This window comes from Gemmatimonadota bacterium (assembly GCA_022560615.1).
In the GTDB taxonomy this organism is placed as follows: domain Bacteria; phylum Gemmatimonadota; class Gemmatimonadetes; order Longimicrobiales; family Gaopeijiaceae; genus UBA1138.
Map to the genome: position 1 here is coordinate 1 of JADFSR010000016.1, position 19,467 is coordinate 19,467.

17 protein-coding genes are annotated in these 19,467 nt (G+C 66.0%); 12 read left to right on the plus strand and 5 right to left on the minus strand.

Going from position 1 to position 19,467, the window contains the following annotated elements:
* From IIB36_10545 to IIB36_10580, 8 genes are all read left to right on the plus strand, one after another.
* Window positions 1–1,311 (plus strand): hypothetical protein (locus tag IIB36_10545; protein ID MCH7532177.1); only part of this gene is annotated, 1,311 nt, incomplete at its 5' end.
* A 7-nt stretch (window positions 1,312–1,318) separates the two neighbouring features.
* A complete protein-coding gene (aroB, locus tag IIB36_10550; protein ID MCH7532178.1) occupies window positions 1,319–2,449 on the plus strand; it encodes a 3-dehydroquinate synthase in 1,131 nt (376 codons plus the stop codon).
* Window position 2,450: 1 nt separating this feature from the next.
* Entirely contained in the window at window positions 2,451–4,046 is a 1,596-nt protein-coding gene (locus tag IIB36_10555) for an acyl--CoA ligase (protein ID MCH7532179.1), read from the plus strand.
* A gap of 123 nt (window positions 4,047–4,169) precedes the next feature.
* Window positions 4,170–6,005, plus strand: coding sequence for an NYN domain-containing protein (locus tag IIB36_10560; protein ID MCH7532180.1), 1,836 nt, complete (start codon window positions 4,170–4,172; stop codon window positions 6,003–6,005).
* Entirely contained in the window at window positions 5,887–6,660 is a 774-nt protein-coding gene (locus IIB36_10565) for a DNA-3-methyladenine glycosylase (protein MCH7532181.1), read from the plus strand. The genes IIB36_10560 and IIB36_10565 overlap by 119 nt, the downstream gene beginning before the upstream one ends.
* A complete protein-coding gene (locus tag IIB36_10570; GenBank protein ID MCH7532182.1) occupies window positions 6,657–8,069 on the plus strand; it encodes a C4-dicarboxylate ABC transporter in 1,413 nt (470 codons plus the stop codon). The genes IIB36_10565 and IIB36_10570 overlap by 4 nt, the downstream gene beginning before the upstream one ends.
* Before the next feature lie 88 nt (window positions 8,070–8,157).
* Window positions 8,158–8,901: an electron transfer flavoprotein subunit beta/FixA family protein gene (locus IIB36_10575; protein ID MCH7532183.1), complete on the plus strand. Its 744-nt coding sequence runs from the start codon at window positions 8,158–8,160 to the stop codon at window positions 8,899–8,901.
* A complete protein-coding gene (locus tag IIB36_10580; protein MCH7532184.1) occupies window positions 8,898–9,887 on the plus strand; it encodes an electron transfer flavoprotein subunit alpha/FixB family protein in 990 nt (329 codons plus the stop codon). The genes IIB36_10575 and IIB36_10580 overlap by 4 nt, the downstream gene beginning before the upstream one ends.
* Window positions 9,888–9,902: 15 nt before the next feature.
* On the opposite strand, the gene IIB36_10585 is transcribed toward IIB36_10580, so the two are convergent.
* The 3 genes from IIB36_10585 to IIB36_10595 form a co-directional block, all read right to left on the minus strand.
* Window positions 9,903–10,274, minus strand: a complete 372-nt coding sequence (locus IIB36_10585) for a M23 family metallopeptidase (GenBank protein MCH7532185.1) — start codon at window positions 10,272–10,274, stop codon at window positions 9,903–9,905.
* A 74-nt stretch (window positions 10,275–10,348) separates the two neighbouring features.
* Window positions 10,349–11,659: a molybdopterin molybdotransferase MoeA gene (locus tag IIB36_10590; GenBank protein ID MCH7532186.1), complete on the minus strand. Its 1,311-nt coding sequence runs from the start codon at window positions 11,657–11,659 to the stop codon at window positions 10,349–10,351.
* 10 nt (window positions 11,660–11,669) lie between these two features.
* Complete coding sequence (locus IIB36_10595) at window positions 11,670–12,365, minus strand: hypothetical protein (GenBank protein ID MCH7532187.1); 696 nt, start codon at window positions 12,363–12,365, stop codon at window positions 11,670–11,672.
* A gap of 118 nt (window positions 12,366–12,483) precedes the next feature.
* Between IIB36_10595 and IIB36_10600 the strand changes: the two genes are divergently transcribed.
* The 3 genes from IIB36_10600 to IIB36_10610 all read left to right on the plus strand — a co-directional run bounded on the left by IIB36_10600 (window position 12,484) and on the right by IIB36_10610 (window position 16,502).
* Complete coding sequence (locus tag IIB36_10600; GenBank protein ID MCH7532188.1) at window positions 12,484–13,509, plus strand: hypothetical protein; 1,026 nt, start codon at window positions 12,484–12,486, stop codon at window positions 13,507–13,509.
* Window positions 13,506–15,635 carry a hypothetical protein gene (locus IIB36_10605; GenBank protein ID MCH7532189.1) on the plus strand — a complete coding sequence of 710 codons (2,130 nt, stop codon included), beginning with the start codon at window positions 13,506–13,508 and terminating at the stop codon, window positions 15,633–15,635. Before IIB36_10600 ends, IIB36_10605 begins: the two co-directional genes overlap by 4 nt.
* A gap of 270 nt (window positions 15,636–15,905) precedes the next feature.
* On the plus strand, window positions 15,906–16,502 hold the full coding sequence (locus tag IIB36_10610) for a hypothetical protein (protein MCH7532190.1): 597 nt from the start codon (window positions 15,906–15,908) through the stop codon (window positions 16,500–16,502).
* Here the strand turns inward: IIB36_10610 and IIB36_10615 are convergent.
* Entirely contained in the window at window positions 16,481–17,386 is a 906-nt protein-coding gene (locus tag IIB36_10615) for a DMT family transporter (protein ID MCH7532191.1), read from the minus strand. The two genes, IIB36_10610 and IIB36_10615, sit on opposite strands and share 22 nt — an antisense overlap.
* Before the next feature lie 114 nt (window positions 17,387–17,500).
* Here IIB36_10615 and IIB36_10620 point away from each other — a divergent pair, with 114 nt between their 5' ends.
* Window positions 17,501–19,252 carry a tetratricopeptide repeat protein gene (locus tag IIB36_10620; protein MCH7532192.1) on the plus strand — a complete coding sequence of 584 codons (1,752 nt, stop codon included), beginning with the start codon at window positions 17,501–17,503 and terminating at the stop codon, window positions 19,250–19,252.
* Between the two features lie 20 nt (window positions 19,253–19,272).
* On the opposite strand, the gene IIB36_10625 is transcribed toward IIB36_10620, so the two are convergent.
* Window positions 19,273–19,455, minus strand: coding sequence for a hypothetical protein (locus tag IIB36_10625; GenBank protein MCH7532193.1), 183 nt, complete (start codon window positions 19,453–19,455; stop codon window positions 19,273–19,275).
* Window positions 19,456–19,467 lie beyond the last annotated feature (12 nt).

Consider the following 19,467-nt stretch of genomic DNA (forward strand, 5'->3'; position numbering starts at 1 on the left):
ATGCTCGCGATGACCGTGCTCCGAATACCGCCCGGAAGCAGTAGCAGCGAGCGGATATTCGGTGCGTTCAGGGTCGGGAGGATTCTAGCCTTTTCCGCCGCGCTCCTCATCTTCGGCGCGTGCGGCGGAACCGCGCAGCAAGCGCGGTCCGTCTTGGTGATATCGTCGGACGCGAAGCTCAGGGAACTGGCGTCGGCGCTGTTGCCGGACCTCGCCACCCGTTCCGGCCTCGAATTGCGCGAACCCGTGCGGATCGAGATGCGGAGTCGTGACGAGTTGGTCCGCTACCTCGAGAACAAGCTCGACGAGGAGCTACCGGAGGAGGAGGCTCGGGCCACGGTCGACGCCTACGCACTCTTCGGGCTCGTTCCGAGGACGCTGGACTTGCGCGAGGTGCTGCTGCGGCTGTACACGGAGCAGGTCGTGGGTTTCTATGATCCGGACTCGACCGCGCTCTTCGTGTTGGACGACCAGCCGGAGGCGTCGTTACAGGGACTGCTGGTGCACGAGCTCGTGCACGCGATCCAGGATCAGTGGGTCGACCTCGACGCGCTCACCGACCCGAAGCTGGGGAACGATCGGGCGACCGCCGCGCAGGCAGCGATCGAAGGTCACGCGACGCTCGTGATGCTCGAGTACATGACCGAGCAGATGCAGGGCTCGCCGGTGGACCTCGGGGCGATCCCGAACTTCGCGGCGCAACTTCGCCCGGCGCTCGAAAGCGTGAGGTCGCAGTTTCCGGCGCTTGCGGCCGCGCCACCGGTGATCCAGGAGAGCTTGCTCTTCCCCTACCTCGAGGGGGCGGGCTACGTCCAGAACCTCTGGAAGCAAGGGGAGCGGGTGGCGCCGTTCGGGGAGCACCTGCCGGCGTCGACGGAGCAAATCCTCGGCGGAAGTCGGGACGATGCGCCGGTCGAACTGGCGATCTCGGTCCGCGGCGCCGCGGTCTTGCACGAGGACGTGCTCGGCCGCTTGGAGCTGGGAGTGATGCTCGACCAGCACCTGGGGCCCGGAAACGGCCGTTTCGCTGACGGTTGGGGTGGCGACCGGTACGTACTCGTCGAAGGCGAAAACGGCGAACGCGGCCTCATTTGGTACGCCGTCTGGGACGATACCGCCGCACGGGATCGCTTCGCGGCGCGCTTCCGCAGCGCGCTCGCTTCCCTCGGCGGGGTGGCGTCGCTCGAGGTTGCGGACGTGGATGGCCTGGCCGCCACCGTGCTCCGAGTCGGCTTCCCCGACGGCGTCTCGGTAGAGGTGACGGCGCTGGAAGGGAACGCGGCCCGCCTCCCTCTCCGATCACCCTTCTAGGTCGTCAGTGACCGACACTATCCCTGTGCGGGGTCTCGAGCGCGGCACCGGCGTCGAGGTCGGAGTCGCCGGCGGGAGCTACGAAGTGTTCGTCGGCTCCGGGCTGCTGGATCGCCTCCCCGCCTTGCTTCCGGACGACGCGCGGGCACACCGGTACGCGGTGATCTCCGACGAGAACGTGGCGCCGCTGTACGGCTCTGCCGTGCTCGAAGCGTTGACGGCGACCGGGGTCGACGCCCGACTCTACTCTTTTCCGGCCGGTGAGGCGTGCAAGACACGCAAGAATTGGTCGATCCTCACCGACGCCATGCTCGACGATAGGCATGGTCGGGACAGCTGCGTGGTCGCCGTGGGTGGCGGTGTCACGGGAGACCTGGCCGGCTTTGTGGCCGCGACATACCTACGCGGCATTCCGGTCGTGCAGGTCCCGACGAGCTACCTCGCGATGATCGATGCGTCGGTGGGTGGGAAGACCGGGGTCGATGTCCGAGCGGGGAAGAACCTCGTAGGGTCGTTCCATGCGCCCAGAGCTGTGGTCGCGGACCCCGACACGCTCGCGACACTGCCCACCGCGGAGCGAGTACAGGGTCTCGTGGAGGCCTTCAAGCACGGCGCGATCCTCGACGCTCAGTACTTCGAGTGGCTTACGGCGGCTGCGGACCGGCTTCTCGCAGCCGAGATCGAGACCGCGACGGAGGCGATCGTCCGTTCGGTGCGCATCAAGGCGGACGTCGTCACGAGGGATGAGCGAGAGGGCGGCTTTCGACAGGTGCTCAACTTCGGCCACACGGTGGGCCACGCGCTCGAGGCGGCTACCGGGTACGGCATGGGTCACGGCACCGCGGTGGCGGCGGGAATGTTGCTCGAAGCTGAGCTCGGTGAACGTCTCGGCATCACGGAGGAGGGCACGAGAGCCAAGATCGCACCCAGCCTCTCGACGCTGGGTTTATCGCTCGACTCCGTGCCGTCCCTCGACGTGGAAGCTGCGTTGCGTTTCCTCGGTTCCGACAAGAAAGTTCGCTCGGGGAGGACACGGTACGTATTACTTCGTCGGCTCGGCGAGGTGGAGGACGACGGAGGATGGAGCCGCGAAATTCCGGACTCGCTCGTGCGGGACGTGCTCGCGGAGCTCGCTTGACATGGCGCTTACCGAGCGCTTCGCAGGTTTCACGATCGCGTCCGCACTGGCCAACCGGGCCACCTCCGATTCCGGACGCGCCTACCTGCGCTTCCACGACCGCGTGCTGACCTACGGTGAGATCGAGCGCGACGCCGAGGCGCTCGCGGCCGCGCTCTCCAACCTGGGGATCGAGGCCGGGGACCGGATCGCGCTGCTGCTGCCTCCGTGTCCGGAATTCGTAGTCGCGATGTTCGCGGCAGCGAAGCTGGGCGCGACGATCGTTCCGCTCAATCCTCGTCTCACTACCCCCGAGTTGAAGTACGTGCTGCGGCACTCGGAGGCGGTCTGCGCAGTCACGGTGGAGCATGCCTTCGGGATCGACTATCTCCAGCTCTTCGAGGAGCTGATGCCACAGCTCCCGGAGCTGCAATACTTGGCGACCGTCGGGGACGAGGACCTCTGGTATGACGACCGGATCTTTCAGTTCGAGGACCTCATCTCGGCGGGTGCAGGACGCGATTTTCCCGCTCCCGTGCTCGACCCGGGCCGCGACTGCTTCGCGATCGTGTACACGTCCGGCACGATGGGAAAGCCGAAAGGAGTCGAGCTCAGTCATACGAACTTGATCCACGCGGCCGCCGGCACGGCGGATGCGCTCGGCCTGAAGGAATCGGATCGGTTGGTGGGTGTCACGGCACTCTTTCACGTCTTTGGACTCGGGCCAGGGCTGCTGTCCACGCTGCTCGTTGGAGCGAGCATCATCCTACAGGATGAGGCGGACGCCGCCGCGACGCTCGACTTGGCCGAACAGCACCAGGCCACCGTCCACTATGGGATACCGACGCTTTTCGTCGGCGAGCTCGCGCAGCTGGCGGTCCGCCGCCGCGACCTGAGCTCGCTCCGCTTGGCCGTGGTGGCCGGGGCTCCCGTACACGACGATCTCGTCGCGCGTATCGGCGATGAATTGGGCGTCACGGTCTTGAACGCGTACTCGCTCGCGGAGACCGCCTCGACGCTCGCTGTCGCGCGCGCAGATGACCCTGCGGACAAGCGCCGATTCACCGTGGGCAAGCCGCTTTCCGGTACGGAGATCCGCATCACCGAGTCGGACGGGGAAGAGCTGCCCGTCGAGAGCGTTGGCGAGATCGGAGTGAAGGGCCCGGGGGTCATGATCGGCTACTACCGACAGCCGAACAAGACCGCGGACGCGTACGATGAGAACGGATATTACCTCACCGGGGACCTCGGACTCCTGGACGAAGAGGGCTATCTGCATTTGGTCGGCCGACGTAAGACGGTTATCATCCGTTCTGGCTTCAACGTGTATCCCCGCGAAGTCGAGACCCGAATCGAGTCTCACCCGGCGGTACAAGAGGTTGCGGTGATCGGCGTGGCCGACCCGCTCCTCGGAGAAGCCATCTGCGCCTGCATCGTTCTTGTCGAAGGTGCAATCGTCACAGGTCACGAGATCGTGGACTGGTGCCGCGAGACCCTCGCGGAGGACAAGGTCCCTGATCTGATCCGTTTCCTGGACGTGCTACCGCGTACGGATACGGGTAAGGTGCGGCGGGTCGAGCTCTCCCGCGTGGTTCAGTCGGAGAGCGAATCGGTCTAACGGGGTCGCGGCGCCCATGGTGGGCGCCCCCGGAAGGCTTCCCCGACCCCTCTCGTGATCCAACAACGCGGGTGGGGTGGGGAGGTCTCGCGGCAAGACAATTCAGTTTGCGAGACAAAAGCAATGGGTACACCCTATACCAGGGCCCCCCATCAAGGGGGACCGGGCTCCTCGGCGCAAGACACGCCTCACGCAGCGCTCCTCATCGACTTCGACAACGTCACGATGGGTATGCGCAGCGACCTTTCGAAGGAACTCAAGAGCCTTCTCGACAACGACGTCATCAAGGGAAAGGTCAGCGTGCAGCGAGCCTATGCCGACTGGCGTCGTTATCCGCAGTACATTGTGCCGCTCTCGGAGGCGTCGGTCGATCTGATCTTCGCGCCTGCCTACGGGAGCAACAAGAAGAACGCGACCGACATTCGCATGGCGATCGATGCGGTCGAGCTCGTCTTCATCCGTCCCGAGATCGGGACGTATATCCTGCTCACCGGGGACTCGGACTTCTCCAGCTTGGTGCTCAAGCTCAAGGAGTACGGAAAGTACGTCATCGGTGTGGGCATTCAGGAATCGAGCTCGGACATCCTCGTCCAGAACTGCGACGAGTACTACTCCTACACCAGCCTTACCGGACTCACCAAGACTACCGAACTGCACCAGGCGGCCCGGGACCCATGGGTGCTCGTTGCCGAAGCACTGAAGAAAATGGTTGCGCGAGGTGACGTCATGCGGTCGGACCGGCTCAAGCAGGTCATGCAGGAGCTGGATGCGAACTTCGACGAATCGGGCATGGGCTTCAGCAAGTTCAGTAAGTTCCTTGCGGAGGCTTCTTCGCGCGGGCTCGTGAAGCTCAAGAAGCTCGAGAACGGACAGTACCAGGTCGGACCCATGAGAGGGCGGGGTCGGCGCACCGCCACCGCCACCGCCGACTCGCGTGAGGCTAGCACTCGCCGAGGTGGCGGCCGAGGGCGGCGTGATCGGAACGATCGCGACAAGCCGGACACGGGGTCCCCGTCGGTGGACGTGTCCGGGACCTCCGATGACCCGCTCCAGGATGCCTATGCTCTGCTGACAGCCGCGCTGGAGGATCTTCGGGCCGCGGGGCGTGAGTCCATACGTGACTCGGACGTCAAGCGAAAGATCCTGCAGAAAGACCGCGCGTTCGATGAGGCCGAGCTGGGCTTCCCGAAATTCTCGAAGTTTCTGGCCCAGGCGGCAGAGCACGGCATCATAGGAGTGGAGCGGACGGACCGCGGCAACTTCCAGGTGAGGCTCCTGAGCGGCGCTTCGGATGGAGCAGCCGCCGGTGACGCGGCTCCCGAACTCGAGTCTCGGGCCGCAGCCGACGACGCACCCGAGATCGTATCGGCCTCCGAGCCGGCCACGGAATCGACGTCGGAGCCGGCCACGGAATCCGCTCCAGAGCCCGAGAGCGGCGACCCCAGGATCGTAGAGGTGCTCCCCTCCGATCTGGGAGATCTGGGTCTTCGCCTCGGTCCCCGCCGCGGGTCTACGCGCCGCCGAGGGGCGGACGACCAGCCGCTGCTGTTCGAGGGCCAGGCCTTCAGTACTTCCAGTCCAGCGGCAGATGCGCCGGAGTCTGCGTCGGCCTCAGTCGATGAGACACCGGCCGACGCCGAGGTCGATCTCGACTCGCTGGGTCTGCCGAGCGACGCTGATGCGATCGTCCGGTACCTGACGCACCGCTACAAGGGCGTGGGGGAGAAGACCGCGAAGACGTTGGTCGAGCGGTTTGGAACGGACCTCTTCAGAACATTGCGGGATGACCCCGCTGCGATTTCGGCAGCCGTCCCGCCTTCCCGTGCGGAGCAACTGCTCGATGCGTGGCGTGCCGATTACACGCGGCGTACTTCAGGCGAATCGGACGCAGGCGGAAGCAAGGGCGGACGCGGCGGACGCAGGGGCGGTCGAGGCCGTGGCCCACGGAGTCGGTCCTAGCCTCCTGCCGTGGACGTCCGGCCTCGCTCCCGCCGCCGAGCTTCCTGAGGGTCTCCTCCGCCGGCCCACGCTCGAGGTGGCACGGGATCTGCTCGGGCATCGTCTCGTATCAACGATCGGTGGCCGGCGAACATCTGGCGTGATCGTCGAGACGGAGGCGTACGACGGTCCGGCGGATCCCGCGTCTCATGCCGCGACGGTCAGCGGTCTCACGAAACGGAACGCCGTGATGTTCGGCCCGGCCGGCTTCAGCTACGTGTATCGAATCTACGGTATGCACTGGTGCATGAACGTTGTCACGGGGCCCGAGGGGGAAGCAGGAGCTGTGCTGCTGCGGGGGTTGCATGCGCTGGAGGGGCTGGAGGTGATGAAGGAGCGCCGAGGTCGCGAGCCGTTGAGTACGGGCCCGGGCAGGCTCTGTCAGGCGCTGGGGGTTACCGGTGATCTGTACGGACACGACCTGCGTGCCGAGCCGCTGCAGTTGCAGGCCGGATGGGCCGTGCCGCGCGATCTGGTGGGCGTCTCGACGCGCATCGGCGTGAGCGCAGCGGCGGACTGGCCGTATCGGTTCTATGTTTTCGGCGCCTCCGGAGTGTCCCGTCATCCGGGGGGCACGAAACGATCTTCAACGGCCTGCGAAGGAACACGCGAATGAGCGATCCGACCTGGATCTCCCTGCTCCCGCCAGTGCTCGCGATCGTGCTCGCGATCTGGACCAAACAGGTCTATCTGTCGTTGGCGGGGGGCCTGTGGCTCGCGTGGACCATCCTCTCGGGCTGGAACCCGGTGGCCGGGCTCGCGGCAGCCATCCAGGGCACGGTCGACGTGTTCGGCAGCGACGGCGACGCGCGGGCGATCATGTTCACGATCGCGATCGGGGCGCTCATCGCGACGGTGGAGGCGTCCGGGGGCGTGCGCGGCTTCGTGCTCTTCCTGGAGCAGAACAAGTGGGTCAACTCGGCGAAACGGGCGCAACTGCTCGCGTGGGCGACCGGAGTCGTGATCTTCATCGAATCGAACATCACGGTGCTTGTCGCCGGCTCGACCGCCCGCCCTCTTTTTGATCGCTACAGGTGCTCGAGAGAAAAGCTCGCATACATCATCGACTCGACGTCGGCTCCGATCTGCATTCTCATCCCCCTGAATGCGTGGGGCGCGTACAACCTGCAGATTCTCGAGGGCCTCGGGGTCGAGAACGCCCTCGGCGTCTTCGTGCAGTCGATCGCCTTCAACTTCTACGCGATCGTGGCGGTATTGATGGTCCTCGCCGTGATCTTGTGGGACATCAATGTCGGCCCGATGAAGAAGGCGGAGGAGCGGACCCAGGCGGGTGAGCTGTTATGGCCGGACGCGACCCCGATGATCGACGAGGACGTGCTCTCGCCCGAGCCGATCGATACGATCCCGCCGCGGGCGATCAACATGGTCGCGCCGATTGCCGCGATGGTCGCCTTCATGCCGATCGGGCTGTACATCACCGGCAACGGCGTTTTCGCCGACGGAAGCGGCTCGACGAGCGTGCTGTGGTCGGTGCTCTTCGGTCTCGCCGTGGCGTGGGTGATGCTGCGCGTGCAAGCGGCGTTCACCACCGCCGAGCTGGTCAAGATCGGACTGAAGGGGGCCGGGGGTCTGGTGCCGCTTGCGTTAATCCTGCTACTCGCGATCGCGCTCGGCGACGTCGTGGACCTCATGGGGACCGGCGAATACGTTGCAGAGGTGACCCGGGGCACGATGCCGAACTTCGTTTACCTGCCTCTCGTGTTTCTCGTCTCAGGGGGAATCGCGTTCTCGACCGGAACGAGCTGGGGCACCTTCGCGATCATGCTTCCCATCGCGGTGCCGGCCGCCGCAGGCCTGGGTCTGCCGATCGCTCCGTTCTTGGCCGCGGCGCTGTCCGGCGGCATCTTCGGCGACCATTGCTCGCCCATCAGCGACACCACCATCATCTCGTCGATGGCGTCGGCGACCGACCACATCGACCACGTTCGCACTCAGCTTCCCTACGCTCTGATCGGTGGCGGGATCGCCACCATCTGCTTCGGTCTTCTAGGCGCGACATTATAGCGGATCACGACCCTGGGACGGGGGTACCCGCCGCGACACCAAACAGCGGTGGACCGGTCGCGTCCACGCCACATCGGAGTGCACGTCGTTGAACGTCACAGTCTGTGTGAAGCGGGTTCCGGACACCGAGACCCGCATCCGAATCGATGGAACTGGAATCGACCCTACCGGGGTCAAGTTCATTGTCAGCCCGTATGATGAATTCGCGATCGAGGCAGCGCTTCGAACCAAGGAAGCCGCAGGCGACGGGACCGTGTCTCTGTTGAGCCTCGGCGACGCGTCGACCCAGGAATCGCTGCGCGCGGGCCTCGCGATGGGCGCGGACAGCGCACTTCTCTTGACTGCCGACGCCGGCATGGACGGTCTCGCGACGGCGAAGGCGTTGGCGAGCGAATTGCACGGCTCCGACGCTGCGTTGATCCTCTTCGGGGTCAAAGCAGCGGACGATGACCAGCAGCAGGTCGGCCCGATGGTGGCGACGCTCCTGAACCGCCCCTGCGTGACCGGTGTGGCGTCGTTCGAAGTGCATGGCGACATGGCGGTTTGTCACCGCGAGGTGGAAGGTGGCGTGGAGGTGACGGAGGTCGACCTGCCGGCGGTGCTCACGATCACCAAGGGCGAGTACGAGCCGCGCTACGCTTCCCTAAAGGGCATCATGTCCGCCAAGCGGAAGCCACTCGAGGAGAAAGAGGCCACGTCTACCCCTGCGCGTCTTCGGGTGGCTCGTTTGAGCGAGCCGCCACCGCGTGCGGCCGGACGCATCGTGGGCGAAGGTCCCGCCGCAGTCCCCGAGCTCCTTCGTCTTCTTCGCGAAGAAGCGAACGCGCTATGACGGACGTACTCGCCTTCGCCGAACAGAGGGCCGGACAGATCGGAAGTGCGGCGCGTGAGGCGGTCAGCACCGCGGCACGTCTGGCGAGCCAGCTCGGCGGCTCAGCGCGCGTCGTGGCGCTGGGGGGTCCGGGGCTGTCCGAGGCGGCCGGCGCGCTCGGCGCGGTGGGTGCAGCCTCGGTCGCAGTCGGAGAGCACGAGGCGCTGGCGGATTACAACCCGGAAGGCTACGCGCCGATCCTTGCGGACCAAATCCGGTCGGGTGACTTCGCGGCAGTGATCTTGCCGGCCACGATACTCGGCAAGGACGTCGCCCCTCGGGTTGCGGCGATGCTCGACGTGCCTCTCGCTTCCGATGCTACGGGTATCGAGGTTGACGACGGAGTGCTGTCGATCATCAAGCCGGTCTATTCGGGCAAGGCATTCGCGCACCTGTCGATCGATGCGGTGCCAGCGATGATCACGATCCGGCCCAACGTCTTCCCGGTCGAGCAGCATGCCGCGGAAGGCGAGGTGACCACGTTCACCCCGGACGTCGACCCGTCCACGTGGCGGATTCGGGTCGTGGAACGGAAGGCCGCGTCGAACGGGGCGCTCGATGTGTCCGAGGCGACGACCATCGTCTCGGGAGGGCGGGGCATGAAGGATCCGGAGAACTGGGGCCTACTGGAGGCGCTCAGAGACGCCCTGGGGCCCGGCGTCGCGCTCGGCGCCTCCAGGGCCGTGGTGGACGCTGGATGGCGCCCACACGGCGAGCAGGTGGGCCAGACAGGCAAGACAGTCGCGCCGAAGCTGTACTTCGCGGTCGGAATCTCGGGCGCGATTCAACACCTCGCCGGAATGCGCACGTCGCAGACGATCGTAGCCATCAACAGGGACGCGGATGCGCCCATCTTCGGCGTGGCCGACTACGGCATCGTGGGGGATCTCTTCGAGATCCTACCCCGGCTCGCGGAAGAGGTGGCTGCATTGAAAGCGGCCGACTGACGCCAACAAGTCGGTCTAGCGCGACTGGCCACCCGGACGCCCACCGAGGAGCGGGACGGGATCGACCTCACGGCCCCACCTCCACACTTCGAAGTGGAGGTGGGGCCCGGCCGCGTCCCCGGTGGCGCCGCTGAGCCCGATGACGGCACCGCCGTCTACGTCATCACCTCGCGTGACCCGGATCTGGGATAGATGCGCGTACAGCGTGAGCACGTTCTTCCCGTGCTCGAGCCACACGACGTTCCCGTACCCGCTCATGACACCGGCGAAACGCACGCGACCGTCGTTCATGGCGTGTACCAACGTCCCCTCCGGCACGTCCAGGTCGACGCCTCTGTGGATATCCGGTCGCAACCCCATGAGTCGCAGACCGTAGGGGGACGTCATCGGAGCATCGACGGGCCAGCGCGGGGCCGAGCAAGCGACGACCGTGGAGGCCGCCAGAGCGAGGCAAACGCCCCTCACGCCGTCCGGAACGGCTCCGCCGCCGGCGCGTCGTCGATGAGCATCACATCGACGGGCTCACCCTTCGCGATCTCTCGGATTCCATGTGGGAGCACCGCCAGCCCGTCGGCCGCATGCAGCGTTCTCACGAGTCCTGAGCCCTGCGGTCCGACCAACGTGACCTGGGGGGGGTGCGACGCCGAGTCGAGGCCGACTCTGAGGAAACACGTGGGGTCGGCTGGACCCTTCAGTGGCTCTCCCGCGACGCACCGAACGGTCCGGCGCAAAATGTTCCGATGCCCGGCCAGCGCGAGTAGGAACGGACGAACGAAGAGCTCGAAGGTGACGAACGCCGAAGACGGATTTCCCGGCAGCCCGAAGACAGGCTGTTTGCCCTCCGACCGCGGGAGCCACCCGAAGCCGAATGGGCTCCCCGGGCGCATACGGACGCGCCAGAAGCTCTGTTCGAACCCGAGGTCGTCGAGAACCCGCTTCACCAGGTCGGCCTCACCCATCGAGGCACCTCCGATCGTCACTAGTGCGTCGGCATCTGCTGCGTTCTCGATCCGCTCGCGCAGGTCGTGCTCGTCATCCGTGGCGGTTCCCAATCGGATGGGGACCGCAGACGCGTGTGTGACGGCCGCCGCGAGCATCGGCCCGTTCGATTCCGGGATCCCGGCACCGGCACGGACGTCGTCATACCGCTCAGGCGTCCGCAGTTCGTCACCCGTAGCCAGAATCGCAACCGTGGGGCGGCGGACAACGGAAACGGACATGAGCCCGAGAGCGCTGAGCGCCGCGATCGTGCCCGGTGTCACGACTTGGCCCGCTACGAGCACCACCTCTCCGAGCTGCATGTCCGCTCCGGCGGGCCGGATGTTGCGTCCTTTGTCCCGGTCGCGAAGGACGCGCACGAAACCGGAGTCGGCTTCGGCGTCGGTGTCTTCGACGCGAACGACGGAGTCCACGCCGGAGGGGACGGGCGCACCGGTCATGATCCGGACCGCCTGCCCGGGCCCGACCGGCGCGCCGGGCACTTCGCCGGCGCGAACCGCGCCCGTCACGGTCAGCACGACCGGGGTGGACGGACTCGCACCGGCGATGTCTTCACCGAGCACCGCGTAGCCGTCCATGGCGCTGTTGTCCCACGGCGGCAGGGTCGCGGTCGCCTCGAGGTCCTCGGCCAAAGCCCGCCCCACGCTGTCTGGGACGTCGATGAACTCTGCCGGTAGTCGGCCGACCTCGGTGAAGATGCGGCTCTGCGCCTCGTCGAGACTCAGCCAGTCCGCGGGGCGGACTTCGAACTGAGTAGGCGAGGGGTCGCTCACTGCTCCGTCACTACCAGCGCCAGAGGCCCGAGATGGTGAAGCTGAGGCCCCTTACCCACTCACCTTCTTCAACGTTGTCGAAGCCCCGCTCAGGATCACTGAAGCCGGGCGGCGTCTTGAGCTTCCAGAGCGAAAAAACTGCGTCCGCCCGCACCCCCAGTCGATCCGTGACGAACCATCGACTTCCCCCGCCAAGCGTACCGAAGAAGGAGTTACCGAAATCGAAGCGGTCCGCAGGCTCCAGGTCGTCCTCGAGCGGGTCGGCACCGGCCAGGTCGAACGCCATACCGGCTCCGAACACGATGAAGGGGGCGATGTCGTGCCAAGTGCGGTCTCCTGCGAAGCTGAACTTCAAGCGCACATCCACGGTCATCATGCGCACGTCCGCTTCTCCCACCGTTCGCTCTCCTTCGTCGCGACCGGGGTTCACGATGTCTCGGCTCCCGCTGAGGAGGCCTCCGACAGCCTCGAAGGACAGCGGGCCCGTGAGCTCGATGCCCCAGCGACCTCCCAGCAGTGGCCCCCCAGGGGGGCCGTAGCCGAAACGACCGGTGGCCGCGCTCATGTACCCGATGACCGGACCGGTCTCTTTTTTGGCCTCGAAATACGAGTACGGAGACGGAATCGTCTGGGCGTCCGCCCACGACGGTGCCAGCATGAGTGCCAGCAATGCGGCACCGCGAAGAGTACGCAGCGAAACGCGCATGAAGGGGAAGCGCTCCTCTCCCACGTTGGATTTATTGACGATATTCGACAGCCCGGGCAGATTTCAGGTTGAGCGGACGCACTTCTAACACCATCCGACCCGGATCGTTTCAGCCCTGATGCCGAGCCAGAGAGGTACTACTCACGGATGGTTTGTCCTCCTCGTCTCGTTGCTTCTGCTCGGCGCCGAGGGGGTCCACGCACAGGGCACCGCACGCCTTCGCGCGGAGGAGAATTTTCGTAGGACGCCCAACGGTGAGGTCATCGCCCGCCTCAATGGTGGAGTTCGGATGCAGATCGTGGGGCGGCGGGGCAATTGGGTCCAGGTGGATCTCGAGGGATGGATGTGGACCCGCTCCCTGCAAGTGAGTACCGACGCGGCCTTCGAGCTCGTGGTCTCCGAGCCAGAGGGAGAGAACCTCAGGGACACGCCATCGGGGACGATCCTCGGACGCTTGAGACGCGGCACCCTACTCGAGGAGGTCCGTCGGGTTCCGGGGTGGATTCTGATCCGCCGCCGGGGGTGGGTGTGGGGCCCCTCGGTAGCCGAGGTCGCGGATGTCCCCACGCCGGTCTCGCCCACCAGCCCGACTCCCTCGCCGCCGTCGACTAGCCGGCCCGTCGGCTTCTTGGACGTCGGAGCGAACGGGGCTGTGATTCTCGCGGCGCCAGACGGTGACACGCTCGCGAGGGCGGCTCCACGGGCCCAGCTCGAGGTGACCGCCAGGCAGGGGAACTGGGTCCGCGTACGAGTGGAAGGGTGGATATGGCAGCCGGACACCCCTACGTCCGAGGATGGCTCGGACGAACCCGCGGTCCTGTCGCCGGACGATGTCGCTGTGGACCCCGATGCGTTCGCCGGGCGCGTCGTTTCGTGGCGTCTACAGTTCATCTCTCAGGAGAAGGCGGAGGCGGTGCGAACGGACTTCTTCGAGGGGGAGCCGTTCCTCTTGTGCCGCTTTGGTGGAGAGGGCGGACAATTCGTGTACGTCGCTGTCCCGCCAGATCGCCTGGCGGAAGTGGAAGGATTGGTTCCGCTCGAGTTCCTCACCGTGACGGCCAGAGTCCGGACTGGGGCATCCGTTCTGACCGGCACCCCGATCGTCGACCTGCTGAGCGTCGAGCGCGAGCGACGACGGCTGTGAGAACGAGCTGGCTACGAGCTGCGGCTGCCCTCCTCCTCTGTGTGGCCGCGTGTAGCGACAATCCGACCGAGCCGGCTCTCGCGCCGGTGGAAATCGTCGTCGCGAGCGGTGACGGACAGTTCGGGGCCTTGGGACAGGCGTTGCCTGCGCGCCTGCAGGTAGTCGTGAGTACGGCTTCGACCGGGAAGCCCAAGGAGGACGTCGGTGTCCTCTGGGAGGTCGTCGAAGGCGACGCGACGTTCGCGGGCTCACGAGCCACGCTGACCGACGAGTCGGGTTCGGCGTTTGCGAGCATACGCCTTGGCGGCGTACCGGGTGACGTCGTGATCAAAGCCTCCGTCACCGAGCAGGAGTCCGCGACGGTGAACTTCACACTCTTCGCGGTGGAACGGCCGGTGCTCGACGCGCTCTCCATCGCGGAGGCGCCCGCGGGCGCCACGATCACGCTGCTGGGGAACAGCTTCAGCCCAACGCCGGATCACAACGTCGTACTCTTCTCGGGCATCCGCGGACGCGTGACGTCTGCGAGCACCACGCAACTCGAGGTCGTAGTGCCTACGTGCCTGCCGACCCGGTCCGTTCAGGTGACCGCGCAGTTGGGCACCGTGAAGAGCGAAGCCCGGGCGCTCGAAGTGGTCGGGGGCACGCAGACAACGGTGCTCGCAGTGGGCGAGGTCGTCGACGTGTCCGATGACTCCACGTTCCCGTGTCTGCGCATGCCCGGTCTCGGTGGCGCGTCGTACCTGGTGCTCGCGATGTCGGCCAGCACGATCGGCGCCGCACAGCATGGGTTCCAACTGACCGGACTCGTCGGTGCTGGGTTGGCGCTGGCTCAGCCGGCGCCCGCTGCTCGCGCGATACCGACGGACGGAGGAGTGCCGCCGCAGACGCGCTTCGAGGAATTGCTCAGGCGCCGTGAGGCCGCGCTCGTGCGCGAGGGGGTCGCCCGGACACGGTCGGCGCCGCTTCGAGTCGAGTCCGTCGTACCGAGCGTGGGCGACCGCCGGACCTTCCAGGTGTTCAATGCGGACAAAGAATTCGACGAAGTCCGCGCGGTGGCGGAGTACGTGGGCTCCCAAGCCGTGCTCTACGTGGACGAGACTGCTCCTGCGGGTGGCCTCGGTCCAGACGACCTGGAAGAGTTCGCGCGGCGCTTCGACGAAGTCGTATATCCGACGGTGACGGATGCCTTCGGAGGTGTGTCGGACCTGGATGGTAACCAACGCGTCGTCATCCTCTTCACGCCCACCGTGAATCGCCTCACTCGGAAGGGCTCGGTCGGCTTCGTGGGCGGTTTCTACTACGGTATCGACCTGCTCCCCGAACGCGAAGGCAGCAACAGCGCGGAGATCTTCTACTCCCTGGTGCCAGACCCGACCGGACAGTTTTCCGACCCGAGGCCGAAGGACAGGGTGCTCGAAGTAACGCCTGCGATTCTGGCACATGAGTTCCAACACATGGTACACTTCAACGAACGGGTCCTGGTCCTCGAGGCCGCATCCACCGAGGCGCTCTGGCTTTCCGAGGGGCTGGCGCAGATGGCCGAGGAGCTGGTCGCACGCGAGTACGAGCTGGCAGAGAACGCACACGCCACTGAGCTGTTTAGAGAGGGAAACCTGGAACGAGCCCGCCGATATCTACTCGACCCGTCGGCCGTGAGCTTGCTCGGGGCCGACGGTATCGGGTCGCTGGCGGAACGCGGTGGGGGATGGCTGCACGTTCTGTACCTCGCCGCGCAGAAGGGAGGGAGCGTTCTCGGACAGCTCACGCGCACGACCACGACCGGGACGGACAACGTCACAGTGCGTGCCGGCGTCCCATGGGAGAAGCTGCTCGCCGACTGGTGGACAGCGATCTACGTGGATGGGCACGAGGCGGTCGAGAGCCGTCTCACTTATCCGGGACTGGATCTCAGGGAACTGCTCGGCGATGACTATGTGCTGCAGCCCGAGACGCTCGGATCCGCGGACTTCACGCGCTCGGGATCGCTATGGTCCTCATCCGTGCAGTACTACATTGTGGTACCGACCTTGCAAGGGTCGGTGACGTTACGGCTCGGCGGTGAGGCCGGGGGGGCGAGCCCCTCCGGCGCGGCCCTCAGGATGCGGGTGATTCGGCTGAACTAGCCTCGAAAAGTAGGCCAAAAGGGCTGAATCTTCTCACTTGGCTCCACGTAAGGAGCAGAGTCGATTTAGACAACCATCTGTTTCCGGCGGTCCATGCGCTGTTCTACTTGCGGCGAGAATCTTCAACCGGGCGTTGTACGGTGTCCCACATGCGGGACGTCCACGCCGGTCGGAATGGCGCTGACGCGGCCCGCGGGAGTGCGCCGGTGCCCCAAGTGCTCCTACCAGGGCGAGGGGATTCCCTATTTCCGTAGAGCTGGACACGTCGGCATGCTCGTGGGCGTATCGCTGTTCACGTACGGATTCGGCGGCCTCATCTACTGGGCCGCCCGTCGCAAGCACCTCATCTGTGCCCGTTGCGGTCTGGGTTGGGAGCACGCGTCGAGGGCGCTCGCAGCCACCGGTCCGGACGCCGAGAGGTTCATGCTCGAGGCGGAACCGGACGAACGACTGCCGAGCGCCGGCCTCAAACGTCGGATCGCCGGTGTGGCCATGATCCTGATGGCGAGCTTGATGGTGCTGATCGGGTTCGTGGAATGGGAGATGGCCGCGGTTGCGGTCGGCTCGGTCCTTGGCGCCGGTGGGTCCGCGGCGTTCTACTGGGGATGGCAGGGCCTGCAGGACCGTCGCAAAGCCATCATGCAGGGGCTCGAGAGGAAGATCCTCAAGCTCGCCGGCATGAGGGGGGGGAGGCTGACCGTCACCGAGGTCGCGGCGGACATGAACCTGCCGATTGCCACCGCGGACAAGATCCTCACGTCGATGGACGACGGCTTTCGAATCCGTTCGGAGATCTCCAAGGAAGGCGTGTTGTACTACGAGTTTCCCGAGCTTCTCCACCGCGATCAGTTGGGTTCCGGCGACTGAGCGAACCTCGCAAGAGAAAGCCCCGCCAAGATCACCGCCGCGCCCGCGACCTGCGGTCCTGACGGCACCTCGCCGAGCCAGATCCATGCGGTGATCAGAGCCGCTACCGGAACCAAGTTGGCATAGACCGCCGTTCGGCTATTGCCGAGGCGTTGGACGCCCCGGTACCAGAGCAGGTAGGCAACCCCGATCCCCATCAGCCCCGAGTACACGACGCCCAGCCATGCGCCGATCGAGACCGCGCCGAAGTCCGTCCTGAGAAGCGACGGAACCCCCATGAGCACCAGAAACGGCGTGGCAGCCCACAGGGTCCACGCCGTCATGCGCAGGGCCCCGTAGTGGCCTACGAGCTTGCGGCCCCCGACCGTGTAGATCGACCAAAGAATGGCGGCCGTCACCATCAGGAGGTCGCCTCGTAGCGAATCGCTGCCGAAGGCGAGCGCGTCGCCGCGTCCCGCGATCACCAGGAACATGCCGGCGACCGTGCCGATGATCCCGGCGAACATCCATGTCCCGGGGCGCTCGTGCCCAACGGCGCTCGAGAGAATGATGGTCCATATCGGAGTGGTCGCCAGCAACAGGCTAGCGTTGCCAGCGAAGGTCCAGTCGAGCCCGAAGATGAAGCAGAGCTGGTACGCGATGTTGCCTAGAACGCCCAGGAAGAGGACTCGGCCGATGTCGGCAGGCTTCGGCCTAGAGGATCCCGGAAGCCGGCGGACCAGGGTCCAAAGAGCCAGTGCCGCGAGCGGGAAGCGCAACGCGTTGAGCGCGAGCGGATCGAGATCGCCGAGGACGACCTTGAGGACCGAGAAGTTGATCCCCCAGATCGCCGCCATGAGAAGAAGGCCGAGATCGGTGGGGAGGCCCCGCATGGGGAGAGTCATGGGGAATCGGTCGACGGCTGGGTCGTTGTGTGACCCTCGCGACTTTCGCTAGATTGGCTCGCGACTTTCGCTAAATTGGAATATGCCCCCGACATAGTATTGGCGAGGAGAGCCGTGTCCACTTCGAACGTTCTCCGCTTCGAGGAATATCGCGATCGACGCGCCCAGCGCCTGCGGATCGCGGAATCGCTATATGGTGCCTCGGAGAGTCGCCTCGCGCTCCTCACACACGTCGCTGAGTCCGCCGCCATCACCGGGGCGGATCGCGCTGCGATCGTGTGGGTCGATGAGTACGGCCCAGGCCTGGTGCATCCCCACGTAGTTCTGGACCTGCGTTCAGACCAGCCCCGCCGCTCGTTCGCGGCGGAGCCGCTGCGCAGGGCTTGGGAACTGGGCGTTCCGGGTGCACTCGATGAGCCCGGCACGTACACTATGCACAGCTCGCTGGCGGTCGCGCTGGGCAGCGACGGCACCCGGGCGTGGTTCCTCGTTGCCGAGTCGGCCGCTTCTCGAGCGACGCTCGACACGGAGGCGCGGGAGCGGATCATGTTCCTCGCGGGCGAATGCTCCGCTGTGGTCCTGCACCGAGATCTGGACGGGACGGAGAGCGAGCGCGGAGAGGCGGGGAGTTCTGAACGACGTTTTGCGGGTTGGCCGACCCTCAAGGATATCGAGGGGCGGGAGGCCGACCAAGGCGTCAGTCGCAAGATCAGCCAGCGCTTCGCGGTCGTGCGATTGGTTCGGATGTTGATCGACGACGACATGACGCTTCCCGCGGATCGGGTGGCGGAGCAAGTAATCTTGGCGCGAAGGGAAATCGCGGCGGCCGGCTTCGACGAGTGCGCAGAGGTCGACCTTTGGCACCAAGTCCTGGACGCATTCGAGGCGATCCGGTTCGACGAACTTGCGGTTGCTCTCACCGAGCTCGGCGCGGAAGTCGAGGCGGACGGGCACGAAAATGGAGCTATCGAGCTATACGGCTGCGCCTACGACATTGCGGCCTCCACGGGCCTTCCGGCTCAGGCGATCGACGCCGCGCGCTTCACAGGGCGCGTGCTGCGTCGATTCGGTCGTTGGGACGAGTCTCGCCACTGGTACCTGCTCGCGCAGCAGGTGGCGCTGGCGGTTGGTGACCAGACCGGAGTCGCTCGCACGATGGCGGGGATCGCGGTCATCCATCGGGAGCGCGGGAACCTGCCTGCAGCTCGCTCGGGCCTGCTCGAAGCGCTCGAGTTTGCGACAGCCGGCGGCGACTCGGGCACCCTGGCGACGGTATACCTGGAGCTCGTCACGCTCGAGCAGCAGGCTGACGATCTTCCCCGGGCGCTGGAGTACGGGTGGCGAGCGGTCAGTACAAGTCAGGAGCAGTCGAAGCGACTCCGCTGCCTGGCGGTCCTCGGGGGCGCGCTCGCCGAAGCCCGCGAATGGTCCGCGGCCGAAGACGCTTGGACCGTGGTGGCATACCAGTCTCACGAGAACTACTACTTGGTATACGCCTGGGACGCCTTGGCGTATCTGGCTGCCCTGCGCGGTGACGAGACCGCTTTCGAGCTCCGAGCCGCGCGATGCGACGCGCTCGGGTGGGAAAGCGGGCAACGTGCGGCGGCTGCGGAGATCCTGTACTATCGCGGCCTGTCGTACCGGGCTCTCGGTCGTCTGCGCGAGGCCGACGAGTGGCTGGCGCGCGCGATCGACTTTGCCGAGCGGCACGGCTTCAACCGGACGCTGTTCGCAGCCGAGGCGGCCCGAAAGTCCCTGGAGTGCCCGGAGCAGATCCCGGCCGCCGCGCCCGCCGTGGCTACCTCCGCGGAGCTCCGAATCGGACTTCGTGAGATGAAAACTGAGGCGATCGGCGCCGGAGCCTAGATCTCTCTGTTCGACTCGGCTTAGCTGCCGGCGTCCGGACCGTGGCTGCCAGCGTCCGGACCGTGGCTGCCAGCGTCCGGACCGTGGCTGCCGGCGTCCGGACCGTGCTGCTCAACGTCCTGCGGTCCGAGAATCGTAGACGTGCACGCGCCTATGCTCACGGTGAGCGTCAGCACGAGCAACGAGCGAAGTAGGGTCTTCATAATCTGGTTCCT